The sequence below is a fragment of the Streptomyces sp. NPDC001549 genome (assembly GCF_042894025.1).
In the GTDB taxonomy this organism is placed as follows: Bacteria; Actinomycetota; Actinomycetes; order Streptomycetales; family Streptomycetaceae; genus Streptomyces; species Streptomyces kutzneri.
In genome coordinates, this window is record NZ_JBIAVJ010000014.1 from 1 (window position 1) to 18,225 (window position 18,225).

Sequence of the window (18,225 nt, forward strand, 5' to 3'; positions counted from 1 at the left end):
CGATCGGGTTCTCGGACAGCTGCTTGAGCTGTGCTTCGAGCCGCGTGCGCTCCGGGGTGCCCGGGGCGTACGAGTGGACCGGCTCGTTGACCGGCGCGGGGACCTGGGTCACAGCATCCATGGGGCTGGTAACTCCTTGAGCTAGTGGGGTGCCTAGTTCTTGGTGATCATCGAGCGGACGAAGAAGAGCAGGTTGGCCGGCTTCTCCGCGAGGCGGCGCATGAAGTAGCCGTACCAGTCCGTCCCGTACGCGGTGTAGACGCGCATCCGGTGGCCCTCGGCGGCGAGCCGCAGGTGCTCCTCGCTGCGGATGCCGTACAGCATCTGGAATTCGTACTCGTCCAGCTTGCGCCCGGCCTTGCGCGCGAGCTCCTGGCCGATGGCGATGAGGCGCGGGTCGTGCGACCCGATCATCGGGTAGCCCTCGCCGTCCATGAGGATCTTCAGGATCCGGACGTACGCCTTGTCGATCTCCGCCTTGCCCAGGTACGCGACCTCGGCGGGCTCCTTGTAGGCGCCCTTCACGATACGGACGCGGCTGCCGGCGGCGGCCAGGCGGCGGGCGTCGGCCTCCGTGCGGAAGAGGTACGCCTGGATCACGCAGCCGGTCTGAGGGAAGTCCCGGCGCAGCTCCTCGTGGATGGCGAACATCGAGTCGAGGGTGGTGTGGTCCTCGGCGTCGAGCGTCACGGTGGTACCGATGGCGGCCGCGGCCTCGACGACCGGGCGGACGTTGGCGAGCGCCAGCTCGTGGCCGCCCTCCAGGGCCTGGCCGAACATCGACAGCTTGACGGACATCTCGGCCTTCTCGCCGAGACCGAGCTCCGCGAGGCGCTCGATGAGCTGGAGGTAGGCGTCCCGGGCGGCGTAGGACTGCTCCACCGCCGTGATGTCCTCACCGACGACGTCGAGGGTGACCTCGAGGCCGTTGCGCGTGAGCTCCTCGACGATCGGGATGACCTGATCGACGGTCTCGCCGGGGATGAACCGATTCACCACGGGCTTGGTCACCGGGGCGGCGGAGACGATACGACGCATCTTGTCGCTGCGCGAAGCGGCGAGGATCACGGGACCCAGCACGGGGGCACCTCCAGCGGGTGGCAGAAGAAAAGCGCAAGTAAAACCACCGTGAAACCTAAGGATCGCTTTGATCCTCTGCCATCGACAGCTGTCACGCATCCGTGTCCCGGATCTCATACATCTGTCTGAAGGGTCCGCGCCGGGGTGGGAGAATGTCCGCGTGAAGGGCGATTACCAGGACCTGGTGGACGAGATCTCCGCGCTGCTCGGCGCCCCGGCGACCCTGGAGAACCGGGACTTCCGGCTGATCGCCTTCGGCGCCCACGACAGCGACGACGATCTCGCAATGGACCCGGTACGGACCCGCTCGATCCTGACGCGGCAGTCGACGGCGGCCGTCCGGTCCTGGTTCGAGGCCTTCGGCATCGCCCGCGCCACCGGGCCGGTCCGGATCCCGGCGGCGCCCGACGCCGGCGTGTTCCGGGGGCGGATCTGCCTGCCGGTGCGGTACCGGGGCATCGTGCAGGGCTACGTATGGCTGCTGGACCAGGAGCCCGGCAAGCCCGGGCCCGGGCCGGCGGCGCTGGACGCGGCCATGGAGGTGGCCCAGCGCATCGGAGTGCTGCTCGCCGAGGAGGCGAAGGCCGGGGCCGACCTGTCGCGGGAGTTCCTGGCGGTGCTCACGGCCGGCCGGGGCTGGCAGCAGGACATGGCGGTGGCCGCACTGCGGGTCGCCCTCGGCCCGGGCGGGGACGGGCTGCACGCGGCGGTCTGCGTGGCGCCGTGGCCCGGGGAGGCTCCGGCGTCGGTACCGGGCGCGGCGGCGGTGTGCGTCGTACCGCGGCGGGGCGGGGGCGAGCCGGGCGGGGCCGCCGGGCCCGGCGCGGCAGCGGGGGCGGGGCCGGAGCCCGCGGGCGAACCGGCTCTGGCGGTACTGCTCCGGCTGCGCTCGACGGACGCCCTGGCTCCGGCCCTGGCGGCGGTGGCCCGGCTGCTGCCGCGCGCGGCGGAGGCGACGGGACCGGGCGGGAAGGGCGGCGCGGGCGGAGGTGGCACAGGCGGGGGCTCCGCGGCCACGAGCACCGCCGCGGCCACCGCGCACCGGGTGACCGCGGGCGTCGCCGACCCCGTACGGGGCCTCGCGGAGCTGCCCGCCGCCTGGGAGCAGGCCGTCGCCGCCGCCCGGGCGGCCGCGGCCCAGCCCCGCTTCGGCCCGGTCGCCCAGTGGTCGGGGATCGGCCCGTACCGGCTGCTGGCGACGCTCGCCGCCGATCCGGTGGACGACCCCGCGGTCCGCATCCTGCTGACCCCGGCCAACCGCGAACTCGCCCGCACCGCCGAGGTCTTCCTGGACTGCGCGGGCCAGGCGGGCCGCGCGGCGGCCGCCCTGGGCATCCACCGCCAGACCCTCTACTACCGCCTGGCCCGGGTGGAGCAGCTGACCGGCCTCGACCTGGACGAGGGCGAGGACCGCCTGCTGCTCCACATGGCCCTCAAGGCCTCCCGCCTGACCTAGGGTCACATTCCGGATCTTGCCGGGCCACGGCCCGGTGATCGGCGGTCAGCCGCCCTGCCCCTGTTCCAGGGCTCGGCCCGTCGTCGCGTCGACGACGATCCGGTCGCCCACCGGCCGGCTCAGCACGACCTCGACCTTCAGCGTGCGGAGCATCGCGTCGCAGGCCGTGCCCGGCTCCAGGGCGGCGCCGGGCAGGATCCGGCCGGACAGCACCACCGTGCCGACGCCCTCCAGTACGTCCACGGCCACCCCGCCGTCACAGCTTCCGTGACCCGCCGTCACACCGACGGTGGTCGCCTCCGGGGCGCCCTGAAGGCCGAACAGCCGGGCCGTACGGCCGTCGGCGTCCTCAAGGGGCAGGACCGGTGGTGGCACAACCTCCCCCGGGCTGACGGCTATCCGGATGAGCGGGGTGTCGTACCCCTCCACGGTGAACAGCCACGCGGGCACCCGGGCCGGGCTGCGGCTGGTGCGCACGGTGCTCTCGCCGAAGCGGACGCCCGTGACCGGCAGCGCGTGTTCACGGTCGCGGCCGGGGCCCCGGGCGATCTCCCCGTACGCCTGCGCCGCAGACTGCAGCGGCAGGGTGAGCGTGCTGCCGTCGGGCCGGCGGATCGGGGTGTCCGGCGGCGGCGTGTCGGGCAGCCCGGCGCGCAGGACGAAGTTCCCTTCCGCGTAGGCGCCTTTGTCCTCGCCGGAGTGGAAGCCGCCCGTCGGCTGCCAGTCCTGGGGGTCCAGGGGGTGGTAGCCCTCACGCCACTGCCGGAGGGCGGCCGAGCCCTCCCAGGCGGCGGCGACCTGCTCCATGCGTGCGCGGCTGTCCGGCCGGGGGCGGAGCGGGGCGGCGCCCGGCGCCTCCGGCTGCGGCGCACCGCAGCCGGCCGTCAGGGCCACCGCCATCAGGCCGCACAGCACGGCACCCGCCCGGACGCCCGCCCGGACGCCCGCCCTCGCGCCCGCCCTCGCGCCCGTTCTCGTTCTCGCTCTCGCCATGGCTGCTTCTCCTCGCCCAGGGCCGATTCGGCGGTGGGACGGGGCGCGCCCGGCGGTGGTTCCGGCTCCGGTCACCCCTCCTGTGAACGGGTCATCGCCTCGGCGGCCCGGCGCATGCCCTCGGTGAACTCCTCGGCGGTTGCGGCCGACTCCGGGTCGAAGAGCCACTGGATCATCAGGCCGTTCAGCAACGCCTGGTAGAAGCCGCCCAGCGTGCGTACGTCCCGCTCGTCGAGCTGGTCCTCCGGGGTCCCGGTGAGCATCGAGATCAGCCCCCGGCGCCCCTCGGCCTGCGAGGCCGCGAGCATGGACCTCAACTCCGGCCGCTGGTCCCGGCCGAGCGCCACCTCCAGGCTCGCCGCCCAGACCGGCCCCGACTTCTCGTGCTGCGCCAGCACCCCTTCCCACAGGGCACGGAAGCGCTCCAGCGATCCGCCCTCGCCGTCGAGTCCGTCCTGGAATACCGCTCCCCACTCCTCCATCAGGCCGATGAAGGCCTGGGCGAGGAGGGCGTCCTTCGAGCCGTAGTGGTAGCCGATGGAGGCCAGGTTGGTCCCCGAGGCGCTGACGATGTCGCGCGCGGTCGTGCGCACGAACCCCTTCTCGACCAGGCACTTCTTGGCGCCTTCGAGCAGATCTTCGCGATGTCCCATGGCCACACGGTAGCAAGACAAGCGTCCCAGACAACAGTTCTAGACAGTCATCATAGACAAACGTTTAAGACGTCTGTACATTTCTGCTCATGACGAACCCCGCCGCCACAGCGCGACTCGCCGGCCGCCGCGAATGGACCGCCTTCACCGTCCTGTTGCTGCCCCTGCTCCTGGTCTCGATGGACGTCTCCGTCCTCTACTTCGCCATTCCGGCGATCACCGACCAGCTCGACCCGAGCGCCACGCAGCAGCTCTGGATCTTCGACAGCTACGCCTTCGCCCTCTCCGGCCTGCTCATCACGATGGGCTCGCTCGGCGACCGGATCGGCCGCCGCAAGCTGCTGCTGATCGGCGCGGCCGCCTTCGGCCTCGCCTCCATCGGCGCCGGCTACGCCACCAGCACCGAGATGCTGATCGCGGCCCGCGTGCTGCTCGGCATAGGCGGCGCCACCCTGATGCCCTCCACGCTGGCCCTCGTCCGCAACCTCTTCCAGGACGCCAAGCAGCGCGGCAAGGCCATCGCCATCTGGTCCGGTGCCATGACCGGCGGAATCGCCCTCGGCTCGGTGCTCAGCGGAGTGATGCTGAACCACTTCTCCTGGGGCTCGGTCTTCCTCATCAACGTGCCCGCGATGCTGCTCCTGCTGGTCCTGGTCCCGGTCCTGGTCCCGGAGTTCAAGGACCCGGCCCCCGGCCGCTTCGACCTGCTGGGCGTCCCGCTGTCCATGGCCGCCGTGCTGCCGGTCGTCTACGGCCTCAAGGAGATCGCCACCGAGGGCTTTGAACCCCTCTACCTGGGCTGCCTCGCCGTCGGCCTGGCCTTCGGGTACGTCTTCGTCCGCCGCCAGCGCACCCGTGACGACGCCATGGTGAGCCGGGCGCTGTTCCAGGGCCGCGGATTCGGCGCGGGCATCGGCCTGAACACCGTCGCGGCCTTCGCCATGATGGGCTCGGCCTACTTCACCACCCAGTACCTGCAGTCGGTGCTCGGCATGGGCCCGCTGGAAGCCGCCCTGTGGAGCCTCGCCCCGTCGCTCGTCATCGGCGCCGCGGCCCCGGTCGGCGCGGCCCTGGCCCAGAAGCTGGACCGGGCCTACGTGATCGCCGGCGGGTTCGCCCTCGCCGCCGCCGGGTTCGCCCTGATCGGCCTGGTCGGGACCGACTCCCTGTGGGTGCTGCTGATCGGCGCCGGGGTGCTGGCCTCGGGCATCGTCACCGTGATGTCCCTGGTGTCCGACATGGCGCTGGCCTCGGCCCCCGCCGAGAAGGCCGGTTCCGCCGCCTCCCTGCTGGAGACCGGCCAGGAGTTCGGCGGCGCCCTGGGCATGGCGGTCCTCGGCAGCCTGGGCACCGCGGTCTACCGCAGCGACCTGGCGGACTCCGAGCCGGCGGTACGGGAGACCCTGGGCGGGGCCGTCGCCACCGCCCACCACATCGGCGGGCCGGCCGGGGAGCAGGTGCTGGCCCTGGCCCGGGAGGCCTTCGTCCACGGAATGCAGTACGCGGCCTGGGGCGGTACGGCGCTGCTGCTCGGGGCGGCCATGCTCGCCGCGGCTCTGATGCGCGGGATCGAAGCACCCGCCCCGCCCGCGGCGGAACCCGCGACGGGTCCCGAAGACCGCGTCCACGAGGCGACGTACCACTGAACCGGCCGCCGCGGCACGCGGCCGGCGGAACGCGGAAGGGCCCGGGGGCATCCCCCGGGCCCTTCCTTCACGTCGTCACCCTGGCGGGCTCAGGCGAGGCTGACCGTGCGCGCCGAGACGGCGCCGATCTCGGCGGCGATGTCCGCGAGGACGTCTGCCGGAACCGGGGCGTCGACGGTGAGGACGGCGAGCGCCTCACCGTGCTCCTCGGCTCGGGCGACCTGCATGCCCGCGATGTTCAGACCGCCCTCGCCGAGGACGCGGCCGACGGCACCGACCACGCCGGGGCGGTCGGTGTAGCGCAGCACGACCATGTGGTCGGCGAGCGCCAGGTCCACGTCGTACTCGCCGACGCCGACGATCTTCTGAAGGTGCTTCGGGCCCGCGAGCGTGCCGGAGACCGAGACCTCCTGGCCGTCCGACAGGGTGCCGCGTACGGTCACCACGTTGCGGTGGTCCGGGGACTCCGAGCTGGTGGTCAGCCGGACCTCGACGCCGCGCTCCTGCGCGAACAGCGGGGCGTTGACGTAGGAGACCGTCTCGTCGACGACGTCCTCGAAGACACCCTTGAGGGCGGAGAGTTCCAGCACCTTGACGTCGTGCTGGGTGATCTCGCCGCAGACCTCCACGTCGAGACGGACCGCGACCTCGCCCGCGAGGGCGGTGAAGATGCGGCCGAGCTTCTCGGCGAGCGGCAGGCCCGGACGGACGTCCTCGGCGATGACACCGCCCTGGACGTTGACCGCGTCCGGCACGAGCTCACCGGCGAGCGCGAGGCGCACCGACTTGGCGACCGAGACACCGGCCTTCTCCTGGGCCTCGTCCGTGGACGCGCCGAGGTGCGGGGTGCAGACGACCTGATCGAGCTCGAACAGCGGGGAGTCCGTGCAGGGCTCCTTCGCGTACACGTCGAGGCCGGCGCCGGCGACGCGGCCCTCCTTGATGGCCGTGTACAGCGCGGCCTCGTCGACGATCCCACCGCGGGCAGCGTTGACGATGCGGACCGACGGCTTCACCTTGTGCAGGGCCTCGTCCCCGATGAGACCGAGGGTCTCGGGGGTCTTGGGCAGGTGCACGGTGATGAAGTCGGCGACCTCCAGGAGCTCGTCCAGCGCCAGCATCTTGACACCCATCTGGGCGGCGCGCGCGGGCTGTACGTAGGGGTCGTACGCGACGATCTTCATGCCGAAGGCCGACATGCGCTGGGCGACCAGCACGCCGATGCGGCCGAGGCCGACGACGCCGAGGGTCTTCTCGCTGAGCTCGACACCCGTGTACTTGTTCCGCTTCCACTCACCGTTCTTCAGGGCGGTGTTGGCCTGCGGGATGTTGCGGGCGGTGGCGACGAGCAGGCCGCAGGCGAGCTCGGCCGCGGTCACGATGTTCGAGGTCGGCGCGTTGACGACCATCACGCCGGCCTTGGTGGCGGCGGAGACGTCCACGTTGTCCAGACCGACACCGGCGCGCGCGACGACCCGCAGCTTCTTGGCCACGGCGATGGCCTCGGCGTCGACCTTGGTGGCGGAGCGGACGAGGATCGCGTCGACGTCGACGATCGCGGGCAGCAGCTCGGCGCGGTCCGCGCCGTTGCAGTGCCGGATCTCGAAGTCCGGGCCCAGCGCCTCGACGGTGGCGGGCGACAGCTCTTCGGCGATGAGTACGACAGGTTTCGAGCTCACGTGGGTCCTCACAAGTCCAGTGCGGACGGCCGTCCCGACGGCCGCAGGCGGTGGAGGGGGTAGCCGCGTGGAAGACGCACGACACTGTGGGCCTGACGCGTATGTGTTGAGCAGTGTAGTGGCGCTGACGGGCCGGATTTCCGCCTGTACGGAAGGATCACCCATCCGTGGTTGGCCGGGGTGGACAAGCCGCGCCCGTGCGGGCCGGTTTCCCGGCACCCCGAATCCCCTGCGCCCCGCCCGTCCGGACGGCCGGGGTCCTGCGCCGATGCACGGCGGGGCCGGGACTTCACGTGTCCCGGCCCCGCCGCCACCAGATCAGCTCTCGTCGCTGTCGACCCAGCTCATCAGCTTGCGCAGCTTCTTGCCGGTGGTCTCCAGCAGGTGCTCCTCGTCGGCCTTCTTGTACTCGTTGTACTTCGGCAGACCGGCCTTGTACTCGGCCATCCAGGTGTTGGCGAACTCGCCGCTCTGGATCTCCGCGAGGACCTTCTTCATCTCGGCCTTGGTGGCGTCGGTGATGACGCGCGGGCCGGTGATGTAGTCGCCCCACTCGGCGGTCTCGGAGACCGACCAGCGCATCTTCTCCAGGCCGCCCTCGTACATGAGGTCCACGATGAGCTTCAGCTCGTGCAGGCACTCGAAGTACGCGATCTCCGGCTGGTAGCCGGCCTCGGTCAGGGTCTCGAAACCGGCCTTGACCAGGGCGGAGGCGCCACCGCAGAGGACGGCCTGCTCACCGAACAGGTCGGTCTCGGTCTCCTCGGTGAAGGTGGTCTTGATGACGCCGGCGCGGGTGCCGCCGATGCCGGCCGCGTACGAGAGCGCGAGCGCGAAGGCGGCACCGGTGAAGTCCTGCTCGACGGCGGCGATGCACGGAACGCCGCGGCCCTCCTCGTACTGACGGCGGACCAGGTGGCCCGGGCCCTTGGGGGCGACGAGGGCGACGTCCACGTTGGCCGGGGGCTTGATGAAGCCGTAGCGGACGTTGAAGCCGTGGCCGAAGAAGAGCGCGTCGCCCTCCTGGAGGTGCTCCTTGATGGACTCCTCGTAGATCTCGGCCTGCAGCGGGTCCGGGGTGAGGATCATGATGACGTTCGCCCAGGCGGCGGCCTCGGCCACGGGGACGACCTTCAGACCCTGCTCCTCGGCCTTGGCCTTGGACTTCGAGCCCTCCTTCAGACCGACGACGACGTCGACGCCGGAGTCACGGAGCGACAGCGCGTGGGCGTGGCCCTGGCTGCCGTAACCGATGACCGCGACCTTGCGGCCCTGGATGATGGACAGGTCGGCGTCGTTCTCGTAGAACAGCTCGGCCACTGGGATATCTCCTTGGTGCGCTGGTGTTGCTCCCACCGTACGGCGGGGAACGGAATCTGAGTTTCTCGGTCTCGCTATGCGAGCTGAGCGTGTCTGACCCGGCTCACGTGTCCGCTGTGCCGGGCCGGGCGGGTCAGGCGCTGCGGTCGAGCGCGCGCAGACTGCGGTCCGTGATGGACCGGCCGCCACGCCCTATGGCGATCGTGCCGGACTGGACGAGCTCCTTGATGCCGAAGGGCTCCAGCATCTTGAGCATCGCGCCGAGCTTGTCGGAGCCGCCGGTGGCCTCGATGGTGACGGCCTCCGGGGAGACGTCGACCGTCTTGGCGCGGAACAGCTGGACGATCTCGACGATCTGCGAACGGGTCTCGTTGTCGGCGCGGACCTTCACCAGGACGAGCTCGCGCTCGATGGCGTTATGGGACTCCAGCTCGACGATCTTGAGCACGTTGACCAGCTTGTTCAGCTGCTTGGTCACCTGCTCCAGCGGGAGGTCCTCGACGTTGACGACGATGGTGATGCGGGAGATGTCGGGGTGCTCGGTGACACCGACCGCCAGGGAGTCGATGTTGAACCCGCGGCGGGAGAACAGGGCGGCGATCCGGGCGAGGATGCCGGGCGTGTTCTCGACCAGGACGGAGAGCGTGTGCTTGGACATGTGGGGCGTTCTCTCTCTCGGCTCTCTCGGCTCAGTCGTCTTCGTTGTCGCCGAAGTCGGGACGGACGCCCCGGGCTGCCATGACCTCGTCGTTGGAGGTGCCGGCGGCGACCATCGGCCACACCATGGCGTCCTCGTGGACGATGAAGTCGATCACGACGGTACGGTCGTTGATCGCGTTGGCCTCGGCGATGACCTTGTCCAGGTCGGCCGGGTCCTCGCAGCGCAGCGCCACGCAGCCCATGGCCTCCGACAGCTTGACGAAGTCCGGGACGCGCGTGCCCTTGCGGGGCGCGATGGACTCGCCCAGCTGGGAGCCGACCGTGTCGTGACCGGTCTCGTCGGCGTGCAGAACGGTGTTGGAGTACCGCTGGTTGTAGAACAGGGTCTGCCACTGGCGGACCATGCCCAGCGCACCGTTGTTGATGATCGCGACCTTGATCGGGATGTTGTTCAGGGCGCAGGTGACCAGTTCCTGATTGGTCATCTGGAAGCAGCCGTCGCCGTCGATCGCCCAGACCGTGCGCTCGGGCATGCCGACCTTGGCGCCCATCGCGGCCGGGACCGCGTAGCCCATGGTTCCGGCGCCGCCGGAGTTCAGCCAGGTGCGGGGCTCCTCGTACTTGACGAAGTGCGAGGCCCACATCTGGTGCTGGCCGACGCCGGCCGCGAAGATCGTGCTCTTCGGTGCGAGCGCGCCGATCCGCTCGATGACCTGCTGCGGGGAGAGGCTCCCGTCGGCGGGCAGGTCGTAGCCCAGCGGGTAGGTGTCGCGCCAGCGGCTGAGGTCGTTCCACCAGGCGGTGTAGTCGCCCGCGTTGCCCTCGGTGTGCTCGGCCTGGACGGCCTGGATCAGGTCGGCGATGACCTCGCGGGCGTCTCCGACGATCGGGACGTCGACCGCGCGGTTCTTGCCGATCTCGGCGGGGTCGATGTCCGCGTGGATGATCTTGGCGAAGGGGGCGAAGCTGTCCAGCTTGCCGGTGACGCGGTCGTCGAAGCGGGTGCCGAGGGCGATCAGCAGGTCCGACTTCTGCAGCGCGGTGACGCCGGTGACGGAGCCGTGCATGCCCGGCATGCCGACGTGCAGCGGGTGGCTGTCGGGGAAGGAGCCCAGCGCCATCAGGGTGGTGCAGACGGGGACGCCGGTCAGCTCGGCGAGGACCTTCAGCTCGGCGGTCGCGCCGGACTTCATGACGCCGCCGCCGACGTACAGGACCGGGCGCTTGGCCTGGCAGATGAGCTTGGCGGCCTCGCGGATCTGCTTGGCGTGCGGCTTGGTGACCGGCCGGTAACCGGGGAGGTCCTGGGTGGGCGGCCACGAGAAGGTGGTCTTCGCCTGCAGGGCGTCCTTGGCGATGTCGACCAGGACCGGGCCCGGCCGGCCGGTGGCCGCGATGTGGAACGCCTCGGCGATCGTCCGCGGGATGTCCTCGGCCTTGGTGACCAGGAAGTTGTGCTTGGTGATCGGCATCGTGATGCCGACGATGTCCGCCTCCTGGAACGCGTCGGTGCCGATCGCCTTGGAGGAGACCTGACCGGTGATCGCGACCAGCGGGACGGAGTCCATGTGCGCGTCGGCGATCGGGGTGACGAGGTTGGTGGCGCCCGGCCCGGACGTGGCCATACAGACGCCGACCTTGCCGGTGGCCTGCGCGTAGCCGGTGGCGGCGTGGCCGGCCCCCTGCTCGTGGCGGACCAGGATGTGACGGACCTTCTTCGAGTCCATCATCGGGTCGTACGCGGGGAGGATGGCGCCGCCCGGAATACCGAAGACGGTGTCGCACCCCACCTCTTCGAGAGAGCGGATGAGGGACTGCGCACCCGTGACGTGCTCAACTGCGGCGGACTGCTGTCCGCCGGAACGGGGCCGCGGCTGCGGATGGTGGGCCCCGGTGGCCTGCTCGGTCATCGGCATTCTCTTCTCGAAGCTGAGGGTTTTACGCGGATTCGACTCTGTGCCAGTGCAACAAAAAACCCCTCGTGCCAGGAGGCAAGCGAGGGGAGCGCGTCGGGGGTGTTGAGCGGGGACATGCAGGTCCCAGCTTCAGCCGACGCGCTTTCCAAGTACGAGAATTCGGGTGCGCATGGCATTGACCCTCCCTCTGGCGGGAGGGTGATGTCAAGTAGGTGGGACGGGCGTCTCATTATGTGAGCCTTTACGGATGGCCATCGAGCCCCCGGGGGAACCGCCGGCCAGTGCCGGTTGGGCCGCTCCGCCCGGTACTGGGAACGTACCGCGCACCAGCGCACGGCGCAGCCTGTACTCGTCGAGCGGGCCGGAAAAAGCCATTCCCTGGCCGTGCGTGCACCCCATCGCGCGCAGCGCCAGTACCTGCTCGGGCAGGTCCACCCCGTCCGCCACCGACCGCATGCCCAGGTCGTTTGCGATCCGCAAGAGACCGGCGGTGATCTTGTGCAGCCGGGCGGACTCGACCACTCCCTCCACCAGGCCACGGTCCAGCTTGAGCATGTCCACGGGGAGGCGGCGCAGGGCGCTGATGGCCGCGTAGCCGCTGCCGAAGCCGTCCAGGGAGATACCCACCCCGAGCCGGTGCAGGGCGGTCAGGCGGCGTTCCAGGTCGTCGAAGGGCACCCTGGGGTCGGATACGGCAAGCTCCAGCACCAGGGCCCCGGACGGCAGCCCGTGCCGGGTCAGCAAGGCCTCCACGGAACCGAGCGGCATGGACCGGTCCAGGAGCCGCTGGGCGGTCATCCGCACGGCCACGGGTACGTCGTGCCCGGCCCGGTGCCGGTCGGCGGCCTGCTCCACGGCCTCCTCCAGCAGCCATCGGCCCAGCTCGGCGGTGCGCGAGGCGTCGTGGCCGGCGGCGCCGGGGCCGACGGCCCCACCGGCACCGCCCTCGCTGTACTCGGCGACCCGGAGGAACTCCGCCGGGGTGAAGAGGATCCCCTGGGCGGAGCGCCAGCGGGCCTGCGCGGCGACGGCCGACACCTCACCGGTGGCCAGCGAGACCACGGGCTGGTGCAGCAGGGCGAACTCGCCTTCGTGCAGTGCCGTCCGCAGCCGGCCGGCCAGCTCGGCCTTGCGTACGACTTCGGCCTGCATCTGGGGGGCGTACATCTCGACGCGGTCCTTGCCGCCGGCCTTGGCCCGGTACATCGCGAGATCCGCGTTGCGCATCAGGTCCGAAGGGGTGATGCCGGGGTCGGCGAAGGCCGCCCCGATGCTCGCGGCGACCCGGACCTCGCTGCCGCCGATCCGGTACGGCTGGGAGAGGGTGGTGCGCAGCCGGTCGGCGATCTCGCGCACCTGGTACTCGCGGGCGCCGGGGTCGCGGCTGCCGTCGCCCAGGATCAGCGCGGCGAACTCGTCGCCGCCGAGGCGGGCCGCGGTGTCCCCGGCCCGGACCGAGTCCTGGAGCCTGCGCGCGGCTTCGACGAGCAGTTCGTCGCCGGCCTGGTGGCCGATGGTGTCGTTGACCGCCTTGAAGCCGTCGAGGTCGATGAAGAGCACGGCGGTGCTGTGGTCGCCCGCGCGCCGGCCGGTCAGGGCCTGGCGCACGCGCCGGGTGAACAGGGCGCGATTGGGCAGGTCGGTCAGCGGATCGTGTTCGGCGCTGTGCTGGAGCTGGGCCTGGAGGCGGACCCGCTCGGTGACGTCCCGGCTGTTGAGGATGAGCCCGCCCTGGTGGCGGTTGACGGTGGACTCCACGTTGAGCCACTCGCCGCCGCCCGATTTGAAGCGGCACTCGATGCGGGTGGTGGGCTCCTCGGTCGGCGGTGCGGCGAGGAATCGGCGCACCTCGTGGACCACCCGGCCGAGGTCGTCGGGGTGGATCAGGGTGGCGAGCTCGGTGCCGACCAGCTCCTCCGCCTCACGGCCGTAGACCCCGGCGGCCGCGGGGCTGACGTAGCGCAGGGTTCCGGTGGGCGCGGCGATCATGATGACGTCGCTGGAGCCCTGGACCAGGGAGCGGAAGTGGTTCTCCTTCTGGGCCAGTTCCTGGGTCAGCGCGATGTTGTCGAGGAGCATGATGCCCTGCCGGATGACGAGGGCGAGCACGACCGTGCAGCCGGTGAAGACGACCATCCGGTCCACCTTCCGGCCGTCCACGACGTTGTACAGGATGCCGAGGGTGCACACGGCTGCCGCGAGGTACGGGGTGAGGGCGGGGAGCGAGCCTGTGATCGGGCGGCTGTGCACCCGGTCCGCGCGCGGGCGCCCGGCCGGCTCCGGGCCCGGGTGGAGGCGCCGGGCGCCCCAGGGCGCGTACGCGAGGAGCAGCGAGCCCGCGAACCAGCCGGCGTCGAGCAGCTGTCCGGACTGGTACTCGGCGCTCAGCAGGGGCGAGGTGAAGAGGGCGTCGCTGAGCACGGTCAGGGCCAGCGCCGCGATGGCGGTGTTGACGGCGGAGCGGTTGGTCTCGCTGCGCCGGAAGTGCAGGACCAGGACCATCGAGACGAGCGCGATGTCCAGGAGCGGGTAGGCGAGGGAGAGCGCGGCGCGCGGGACGCTGCCGGGGGCGCCGGACTGGGCGGTCCGCGCCGCGTGGGCCAGGGCCAGGCTCCAGGAGAGCGTGAGCAGGGAGCCGCCGATGAGCCAGGAGTCGAGTCCGAGGCACACCCAGCCGGCGCGGGTGACCGGGCGTTTGGCGAGGACGAGCAGGCCCACGATGGCGGGCGGGGCGAAGCAGAGGAAGGCGAAGTCGGCGAGCGAGGGTTTCGGTACTTCCTGGCCCAGGATCACCTCGTACCAGCCCCAGACCGCGTTGCCGGTGGCACCCATGAGGGAGGAGAAGGCGAAGAGCAGCCAGGCGGGGCGTTCGCGGCTGTCGATCGCCCTCGCGTAGGAGTAGCAGGAGACCGCGGCGAGTAAGCCGGCCGCGCTGAGCCCGAAGTCGCCCATGATCTCCGCGACTTCCTCCGAGCCCCAGTTGAGGGCGGCGCCGACGGCGTACCCGCCGCTGACCACCGCGAGGAGCAGCTGCATCGCCAGGCCCTTGCCTCCGCCCGAGACGGACGGCCGGTTCAGGAGCGCCGCCCCCGGGGTACTCACCGGTCCCCCTCGCCGGCTGGTTCCGGTGCAGCCCAGTCTCGGCAGCGTCGCCTCCGGCGGCTGTGCCGCGTCGCATCCTTCGCCCATTGGCCGTGCATCGCCCGTCGCCCCCCAAAGTGTCCGATCACTCCCCAGCGCCAGACGTTCGTGGCGCAGCCCCTTCTTCCGGACGATACACCACTTTCGTCACTCAGGGACATAGCCTCTCTACTCTCCGTTACCGATCGGGAGTTGCGCCCACTCAGCGCATGCGAATGACTGCGGAGCGTACGCATCACGCGTCACTCGGTGATCAACACCGTGTGCTCCACCGGCTCACCGGCGGCGAACCGGGTGAGCTGGCGGGCCAGCAGGCGCTTGGCCCTCGGCTCGAACGCCGAGCTGCTGCCGCCCACATGAGGTGTGATCAGGACATTCGGAGCATGCCAGAGCGGGTGGCCCGCGGGCAGCGGTTCCGGGTCGGTGACGTCGAGTGCCGCGCGCAGCCGGCCCGACTCCACCTCCGCCAGCAGGGACTTGGTGTCGACGACGGGGCCGCGCGCGACGTTCACCAGCAGGGCGCCGTCCTTCATCCGGCCGAGGAAGTCGGCGCCGACCAGCCCCCGGGTGGCTTCGGTCAGCGGTGTCACGAGGATCACCACGTCGGCCCGGGGCAGCAGCCCTGGCAGGTCGGCCAGGGTGTGCACGGGCCCGCGTCCGGTGGTCCGCGCCGTGCGCGCCACCCGTGCGACCGGGCCGCATTCGAAGGCCACGAGCCGGTCCTCGATGGCGGAGCCGATCGATCCGTAGCCGATGATCAGAACCGACTTGTCGGCGAGGGCGTCGTAGAACCCGGAACGCCACTCCTCGCGGTCCTGGCCGCGGACCATGCCGGGGATGCCGCGCAGGGAGGCGAGGGTCAGCGCGAGGGCGAGTTCGGCGGTGCTGGCCGTGTGGACCCCGACGGCGTTGCACAGCCGTACGCCGGGACGCAGGTCGCCGAGGCGGCCCCGCACGTCGTCGATGCCGGCGGTCAGCGTCTGGACGACCTGGACCGCGGGCATCGCCGCCAGCGGGCGCACGGTGACCTCAGGGGACTTCATGTAGGGCGTCACGTAGAAGACGCAGTCGGCCGGATCGGCCGGGAACGCGTCCTCGCCGTCCCAGAGGCGGTACCGGAAGGAGTCGGGGAGGCCCTCGATCTCCTCGGCGGGGAACGGGAGCCAGACATCCGGGGTCATTGCAGTCATGATCACGAGGCTATGCCAAGGCATCCGGATCAAGCCGTTAGTTTGAGGGCCGGAGCCGGAGGGGGACGCAGGGGTGGAGCGCAGGTCGATCGGGGCGGGGGCGCTGACGGTGGGCGCCGTCGGCCTCGGCTGTATGCCGATGAGCTGGGCGTACGCGCCTTCGCGGCGGCGGGGGCAGGAGTCGCTGGCCGCCGTGCACACGGCGCTGGACCTGGGGTCGAACCTGCTGGACACGGCGGACGTGTACGGGCCGTTCACCAATGAGCTGCTGCTCGGACGGGTGCTGCGGGAGCGGCGGTCCGAGGCGTTCGTCTCGGCCAAGGTGGGACTGCGGGCGGGTGACCAGCACGTGGTCGCCGACGGGCGGCCCGGCTATCTGCGGCGGGCCTGCGACGCCTCGCTGCGGCGGCTGCGGACCGATGTCATAGACCTCTACCAGCTGCACCGGGTGGATCCGGACGTGCCCGTGGAGGAGACCTGGGGGGCCATGGCCGAGCTGGTGGGCGCGGGCAAGGTGCGGGCGCTCGGGTTCTGCGCGCTGGGCGCCGGGGCCGGTCCCGGGGCCGGGCGGAGCGGGGACCGGGCGTACCGGACGACCCTGCGGCACCTGGAGCGGCTGCAGCAGGTGTTCCCGGTGAGCGCGGTGCAGGCGGAGCTGTCGGTGTGGTCGCCGCAGGCGGCGTGGCAGCTGCTGCCGTGGTGCGCGGCGCGCGGGGTGGGGCTCCTGGCGGCGATGCCGCTGGGCAGCGGGTTCCTCACGGGGACCCTCACGCCGGGTGAGGGGTTCGAGCCGCAGGACGTGCGGGCCCGGCATCCGCGGTTCACGGCGGAGGCGATGGCGTCGAACCAGGTGCTGCTGGCGGGGCTGCGGCAGGTGGCCCGGCGGCACGGCCCCGAGGTCACGGTCGCGCAGGTGGCCCTGGCGTGGGTGCTGGCGCAGGGTCCGCAGGTGGTGCCGGTGCCGGGGGCCGACCGGGCGCCGTGGGCGGCGGAGAACGCGCGGGCGGTGGAGGTCCGGCTCTCGGCCGGGGACCTGGCCGAGATCGCGGCCCTTCCCGTCGAAGTGGGAGCCTGGGACTGATCCGGCACCGGGGCGGGGCCGCTCCGGGGGCGATCCGGGGAGGCGGCCCGACAACCACTCGATCGAGTGTACGAGTGATGGAACTTCGGGAACTGCCGGAGCTGTTGAGACGGATGAAGGGCAGGATCGGAGGACCGGAAGGGAGCAGGGCGATGCGATACGGAAGTTCTCCCGGGCAGGCGGGATCCGAGGGCGCGGGCGGGCGGCGCCGGGGGGTGACGGCGGCGCTCGCGCTGGCCGGCTGCGGCGCGCTGCTGGCGGCGGGGTGCTCGCCGGAGGGCGCATCGGGCGCGGGGCCCGGCGGCTCCCCACCGAGCACGGCCCCGCCGGGCTCCGGGTCGCCGGGGCCTTCGGGGAGACCGTCCGTGTCACCGGAGGCCACCGGCCCGCCGGCGAAGGGGACCGTGACGGTGACCGGCGAGGTGGCCAAGGGGCTGGAGTCGCCGTGGGGCGTGGCCCCGCTGCCGGGCGGGGATTTGCTGGTGGCCTCGCGGGACAAGGGGACGATCAGCAGGGTCGCGACGGATTCGGGCGCGGTGACCCAGATCGGCAAGGTGCCGGGGGTGGCTCCGGGCGGGGAGGGCGGGCTCATGGGCCTCGCGCTGTCGCCCACCTTCGCGTCGGACCGGCTGGTGTACGTGTACTTCACGACCGAGTCCGACAACCGCATCGCCCGGCTGCGGTACGACGAACAGAGACCTGCCGGACAGCAACTGGGCGCTCCGGACACGGTGTTCCGGGGCATTCCCAAGGGCCTCATCCACAACGGCGGCCGGATCGCCTTCGGCCCGGACAAGATGCTCTACGCGGGGACGGGCGAGACCGGTGACACCGGGCTCGCACAGGACAAGAAGTCGCTGGGCGGCAAGATCCTGCGGATGACCCCGGACGGGGATCCGGTGCACGGCAATCCGGAGGCGGATTCCGTCGTCTACTCCTACGGGCACCGCAATGTGCAGGGCCTCGCCTGGGACAAGGACAAACGGCTGTGGGCGGCCGAGTTCGGCCAGAACACCTGGGACGAGCTGAATCTGATCGAGCCCGGCGCCAACTACGGGTGGCCCGAGGCCGAGGGGAAGGCGGGAAAGCCCGGCTTCCGGGATCCGGTGGCGGTGTGGAAGACCGACGAGGCCTCGCCGAGCGGGATCGCGTGGGCGGAGGGTTCGGTGTGGATGGCCGGGCTGAAGGGCAAGCGGCTGTGGCGGATCCCGCTGGCCGGGACGGAGCTGGTGGCGGAGCCCGAGCCTTTCCTGGAGGGCGAGTACGGGCGGCTGCGGACGGTGGTGCCCCTCGGCGGGGACCGCATGCTGCTGGTCACCAGCGAGACGGACGGACGCGGGTCCCCGGAAGCGGGCGACGACAGGATCCTGACCCTGACGGTGCGGTGACCAGCAAGTCCCCGGCGGGGGA

Annotated in this window: 13 protein-coding genes; 4 read left to right on the plus strand and 9 right to left on the minus strand. The window is 71.6% G+C overall.

The genetic code is table 11. From position 1 onward, the window contains the following. Nucleotides 1-153 precede the first annotated feature (153 nt). Nucleotides 154-1,080, minus strand: coding sequence for a proline dehydrogenase family protein (locus ACFY04_RS22590; RefSeq protein ID WP_389119108.1), 927 nt, complete (start codon nt 1,078-1,080; stop codon nt 154-156). Between the two features lie 160 nt (nt 1,081-1,240). On the opposite strand from ACFY04_RS22590, the gene ACFY04_RS22595 reads away from it, so the two are divergent. Continuing rightward, a complete protein-coding gene (locus ACFY04_RS22595) occupies nt 1,241-2,536 on the plus strand; it encodes a PucR family transcriptional regulator (RefSeq protein ID WP_389119109.1) in 1,296 nt (431 codons plus the stop codon). Nucleotides 2,537-2,581: 45 nt separating this feature from the next. On the opposite strand, the gene ACFY04_RS22600 is transcribed toward ACFY04_RS22595, so the two are convergent. Both ACFY04_RS22600 and ACFY04_RS22605 read right to left on the minus strand, forming a co-directional pair. Continuing rightward, nucleotides 2,582-3,529 carry a hypothetical protein gene (locus ACFY04_RS22600; RefSeq protein ID WP_389119111.1) on the minus strand — a complete coding sequence of 316 codons (948 nt, stop codon included), beginning with the start codon at nt 3,527-3,529 and terminating at the stop codon, nt 2,582-2,584. A 71-nt stretch (nt 3,530-3,600) separates the two neighbouring features. After that, nucleotides 3,601-4,182, minus strand: a complete 582-nt coding sequence (locus ACFY04_RS22605) for a TetR/AcrR family transcriptional regulator (protein ID WP_373043313.1) — start codon at nt 4,180-4,182, stop codon at nt 3,601-3,603. 89 nt (nt 4,183-4,271) lie between these two features. Between ACFY04_RS22605 and ACFY04_RS22610 the strand changes: the two genes are divergently transcribed. Continuing rightward, nucleotides 4,272-5,828 (plus strand): MFS transporter, encoded by a 1,557-nt coding sequence (locus ACFY04_RS22610; RefSeq protein WP_389119113.1) that lies wholly within the window; start codon nt 4,272-4,274, stop codon nt 5,826-5,828. An 89-nt stretch (nt 5,829-5,917) separates the two neighbouring features. Here ACFY04_RS22610 and serA read toward each other — a convergent pair whose 3' ends face one another. The 6 genes from serA to ACFY04_RS22640 all read right to left on the minus strand — a co-directional run bounded on the left by serA (nt 5,918) and on the right by ACFY04_RS22640 (nt 15,734). After that, complete coding sequence (gene serA, locus ACFY04_RS22615) at nt 5,918-7,507, minus strand: phosphoglycerate dehydrogenase (protein ID WP_389119114.1); 1,590 nt, start codon at nt 7,505-7,507, stop codon at nt 5,918-5,920. Between the two features lie 318 nt (nt 7,508-7,825). Further along, nucleotides 7,826-8,827, minus strand: coding sequence for a ketol-acid reductoisomerase (ilvC, locus tag ACFY04_RS22620; protein ID WP_389119115.1), 1,002 nt, complete (start codon nt 8,825-8,827; stop codon nt 7,826-7,828). Nucleotides 8,828-8,960: 133 nt separating this feature from the next. After that, a complete protein-coding gene (gene ilvN / locus ACFY04_RS22625) occupies nt 8,961-9,485 on the minus strand; it encodes an acetolactate synthase small subunit (protein WP_030010002.1) in 525 nt (174 codons plus the stop codon). A gap of 31 nt (nt 9,486-9,516) precedes the next feature. Further along, a complete protein-coding gene (locus ACFY04_RS22630; protein ID WP_266379460.1) occupies nt 9,517-11,403 on the minus strand; it encodes an acetolactate synthase large subunit in 1,887 nt (628 codons plus the stop codon). Nucleotides 11,404-11,607: 204 nt separating this feature from the next. Beyond that, a complete protein-coding gene (locus ACFY04_RS22635; RefSeq protein WP_389119117.1) occupies nt 11,608-14,505 on the minus strand; it encodes a putative bifunctional diguanylate cyclase/phosphodiesterase in 2,898 nt (965 codons plus the stop codon). A gap of 281 nt (nt 14,506-14,786) precedes the next feature. Beyond that, a complete protein-coding gene (locus tag ACFY04_RS22640; protein ID WP_389119119.1) occupies nt 14,787-15,734 on the minus strand; it encodes a 2-hydroxyacid dehydrogenase in 948 nt (315 codons plus the stop codon). A 73-nt stretch (nt 15,735-15,807) separates the two neighbouring features. Here ACFY04_RS22640 and ACFY04_RS22645 point away from each other — a divergent pair, with 73 nt between their 5' ends. Together ACFY04_RS22645 and ACFY04_RS22650 are read left to right on the plus strand one after the other, a co-directional pair. Continuing rightward, a complete protein-coding gene (locus ACFY04_RS22645) occupies nt 15,808-16,815 on the plus strand; it encodes an aldo/keto reductase (RefSeq protein WP_389119120.1) in 1,008 nt (335 codons plus the stop codon). Between the two features lie 152 nt (nt 16,816-16,967). Then, nucleotides 16,968-18,203, plus strand: coding sequence for a PQQ-dependent sugar dehydrogenase (locus ACFY04_RS22650; protein ID WP_389119122.1), 1,236 nt, complete (start codon nt 16,968-16,970; stop codon nt 18,201-18,203). The last annotated feature ends 22 nt before the right edge of the window (nt 18,204-18,225 follow it).

Coding starts and splice junctions, on each gene's coding strand:
- ACFY04_RS22600 (WP_389119111.1), bottom strand. CDS start 3,529: ATGGCGAGAGCGAGAACGAGAACGGGCGCGAGGGCGGGCGCGAGGGCG.
- ACFY04_RS22605 (WP_373043313.1), bottom strand. CDS start 4,182: ATGGGACATCGCGAAGATCTGCTCGAAGGCGCCAAGAAGTGCCTGGTC.
- ACFY04_RS22610 (WP_389119113.1), top strand. CDS start 4,272: ATGACGAACCCCGCCGCCACAGCGCGACTCGCCGGCCGCCGCGAATGG.
- ilvN (WP_030010002.1), bottom strand. CDS start 9,485: ATGTCCAAGCACACGCTCTCCGTCCTGGTCGAGAACACGCCCGGCATC.
- ACFY04_RS22630 (WP_266379460.1), bottom strand. CDS start 11,403: ATGCCGATGACCGAGCAGGCCACCGGGGCCCACCATCCGCAGCCGCGG.
- ACFY04_RS22640 (WP_389119119.1), bottom strand. CDS start 15,734: ATGACTGCAATGACCCCGGATGTCTGGCTCCCGTTCCCCGCCGAGGAG.
- ACFY04_RS22650 (WP_389119122.1), top strand. CDS start 16,968: ATGCGATACGGAAGTTCTCCCGGGCAGGCGGGATCCGAGGGCGCGGGC.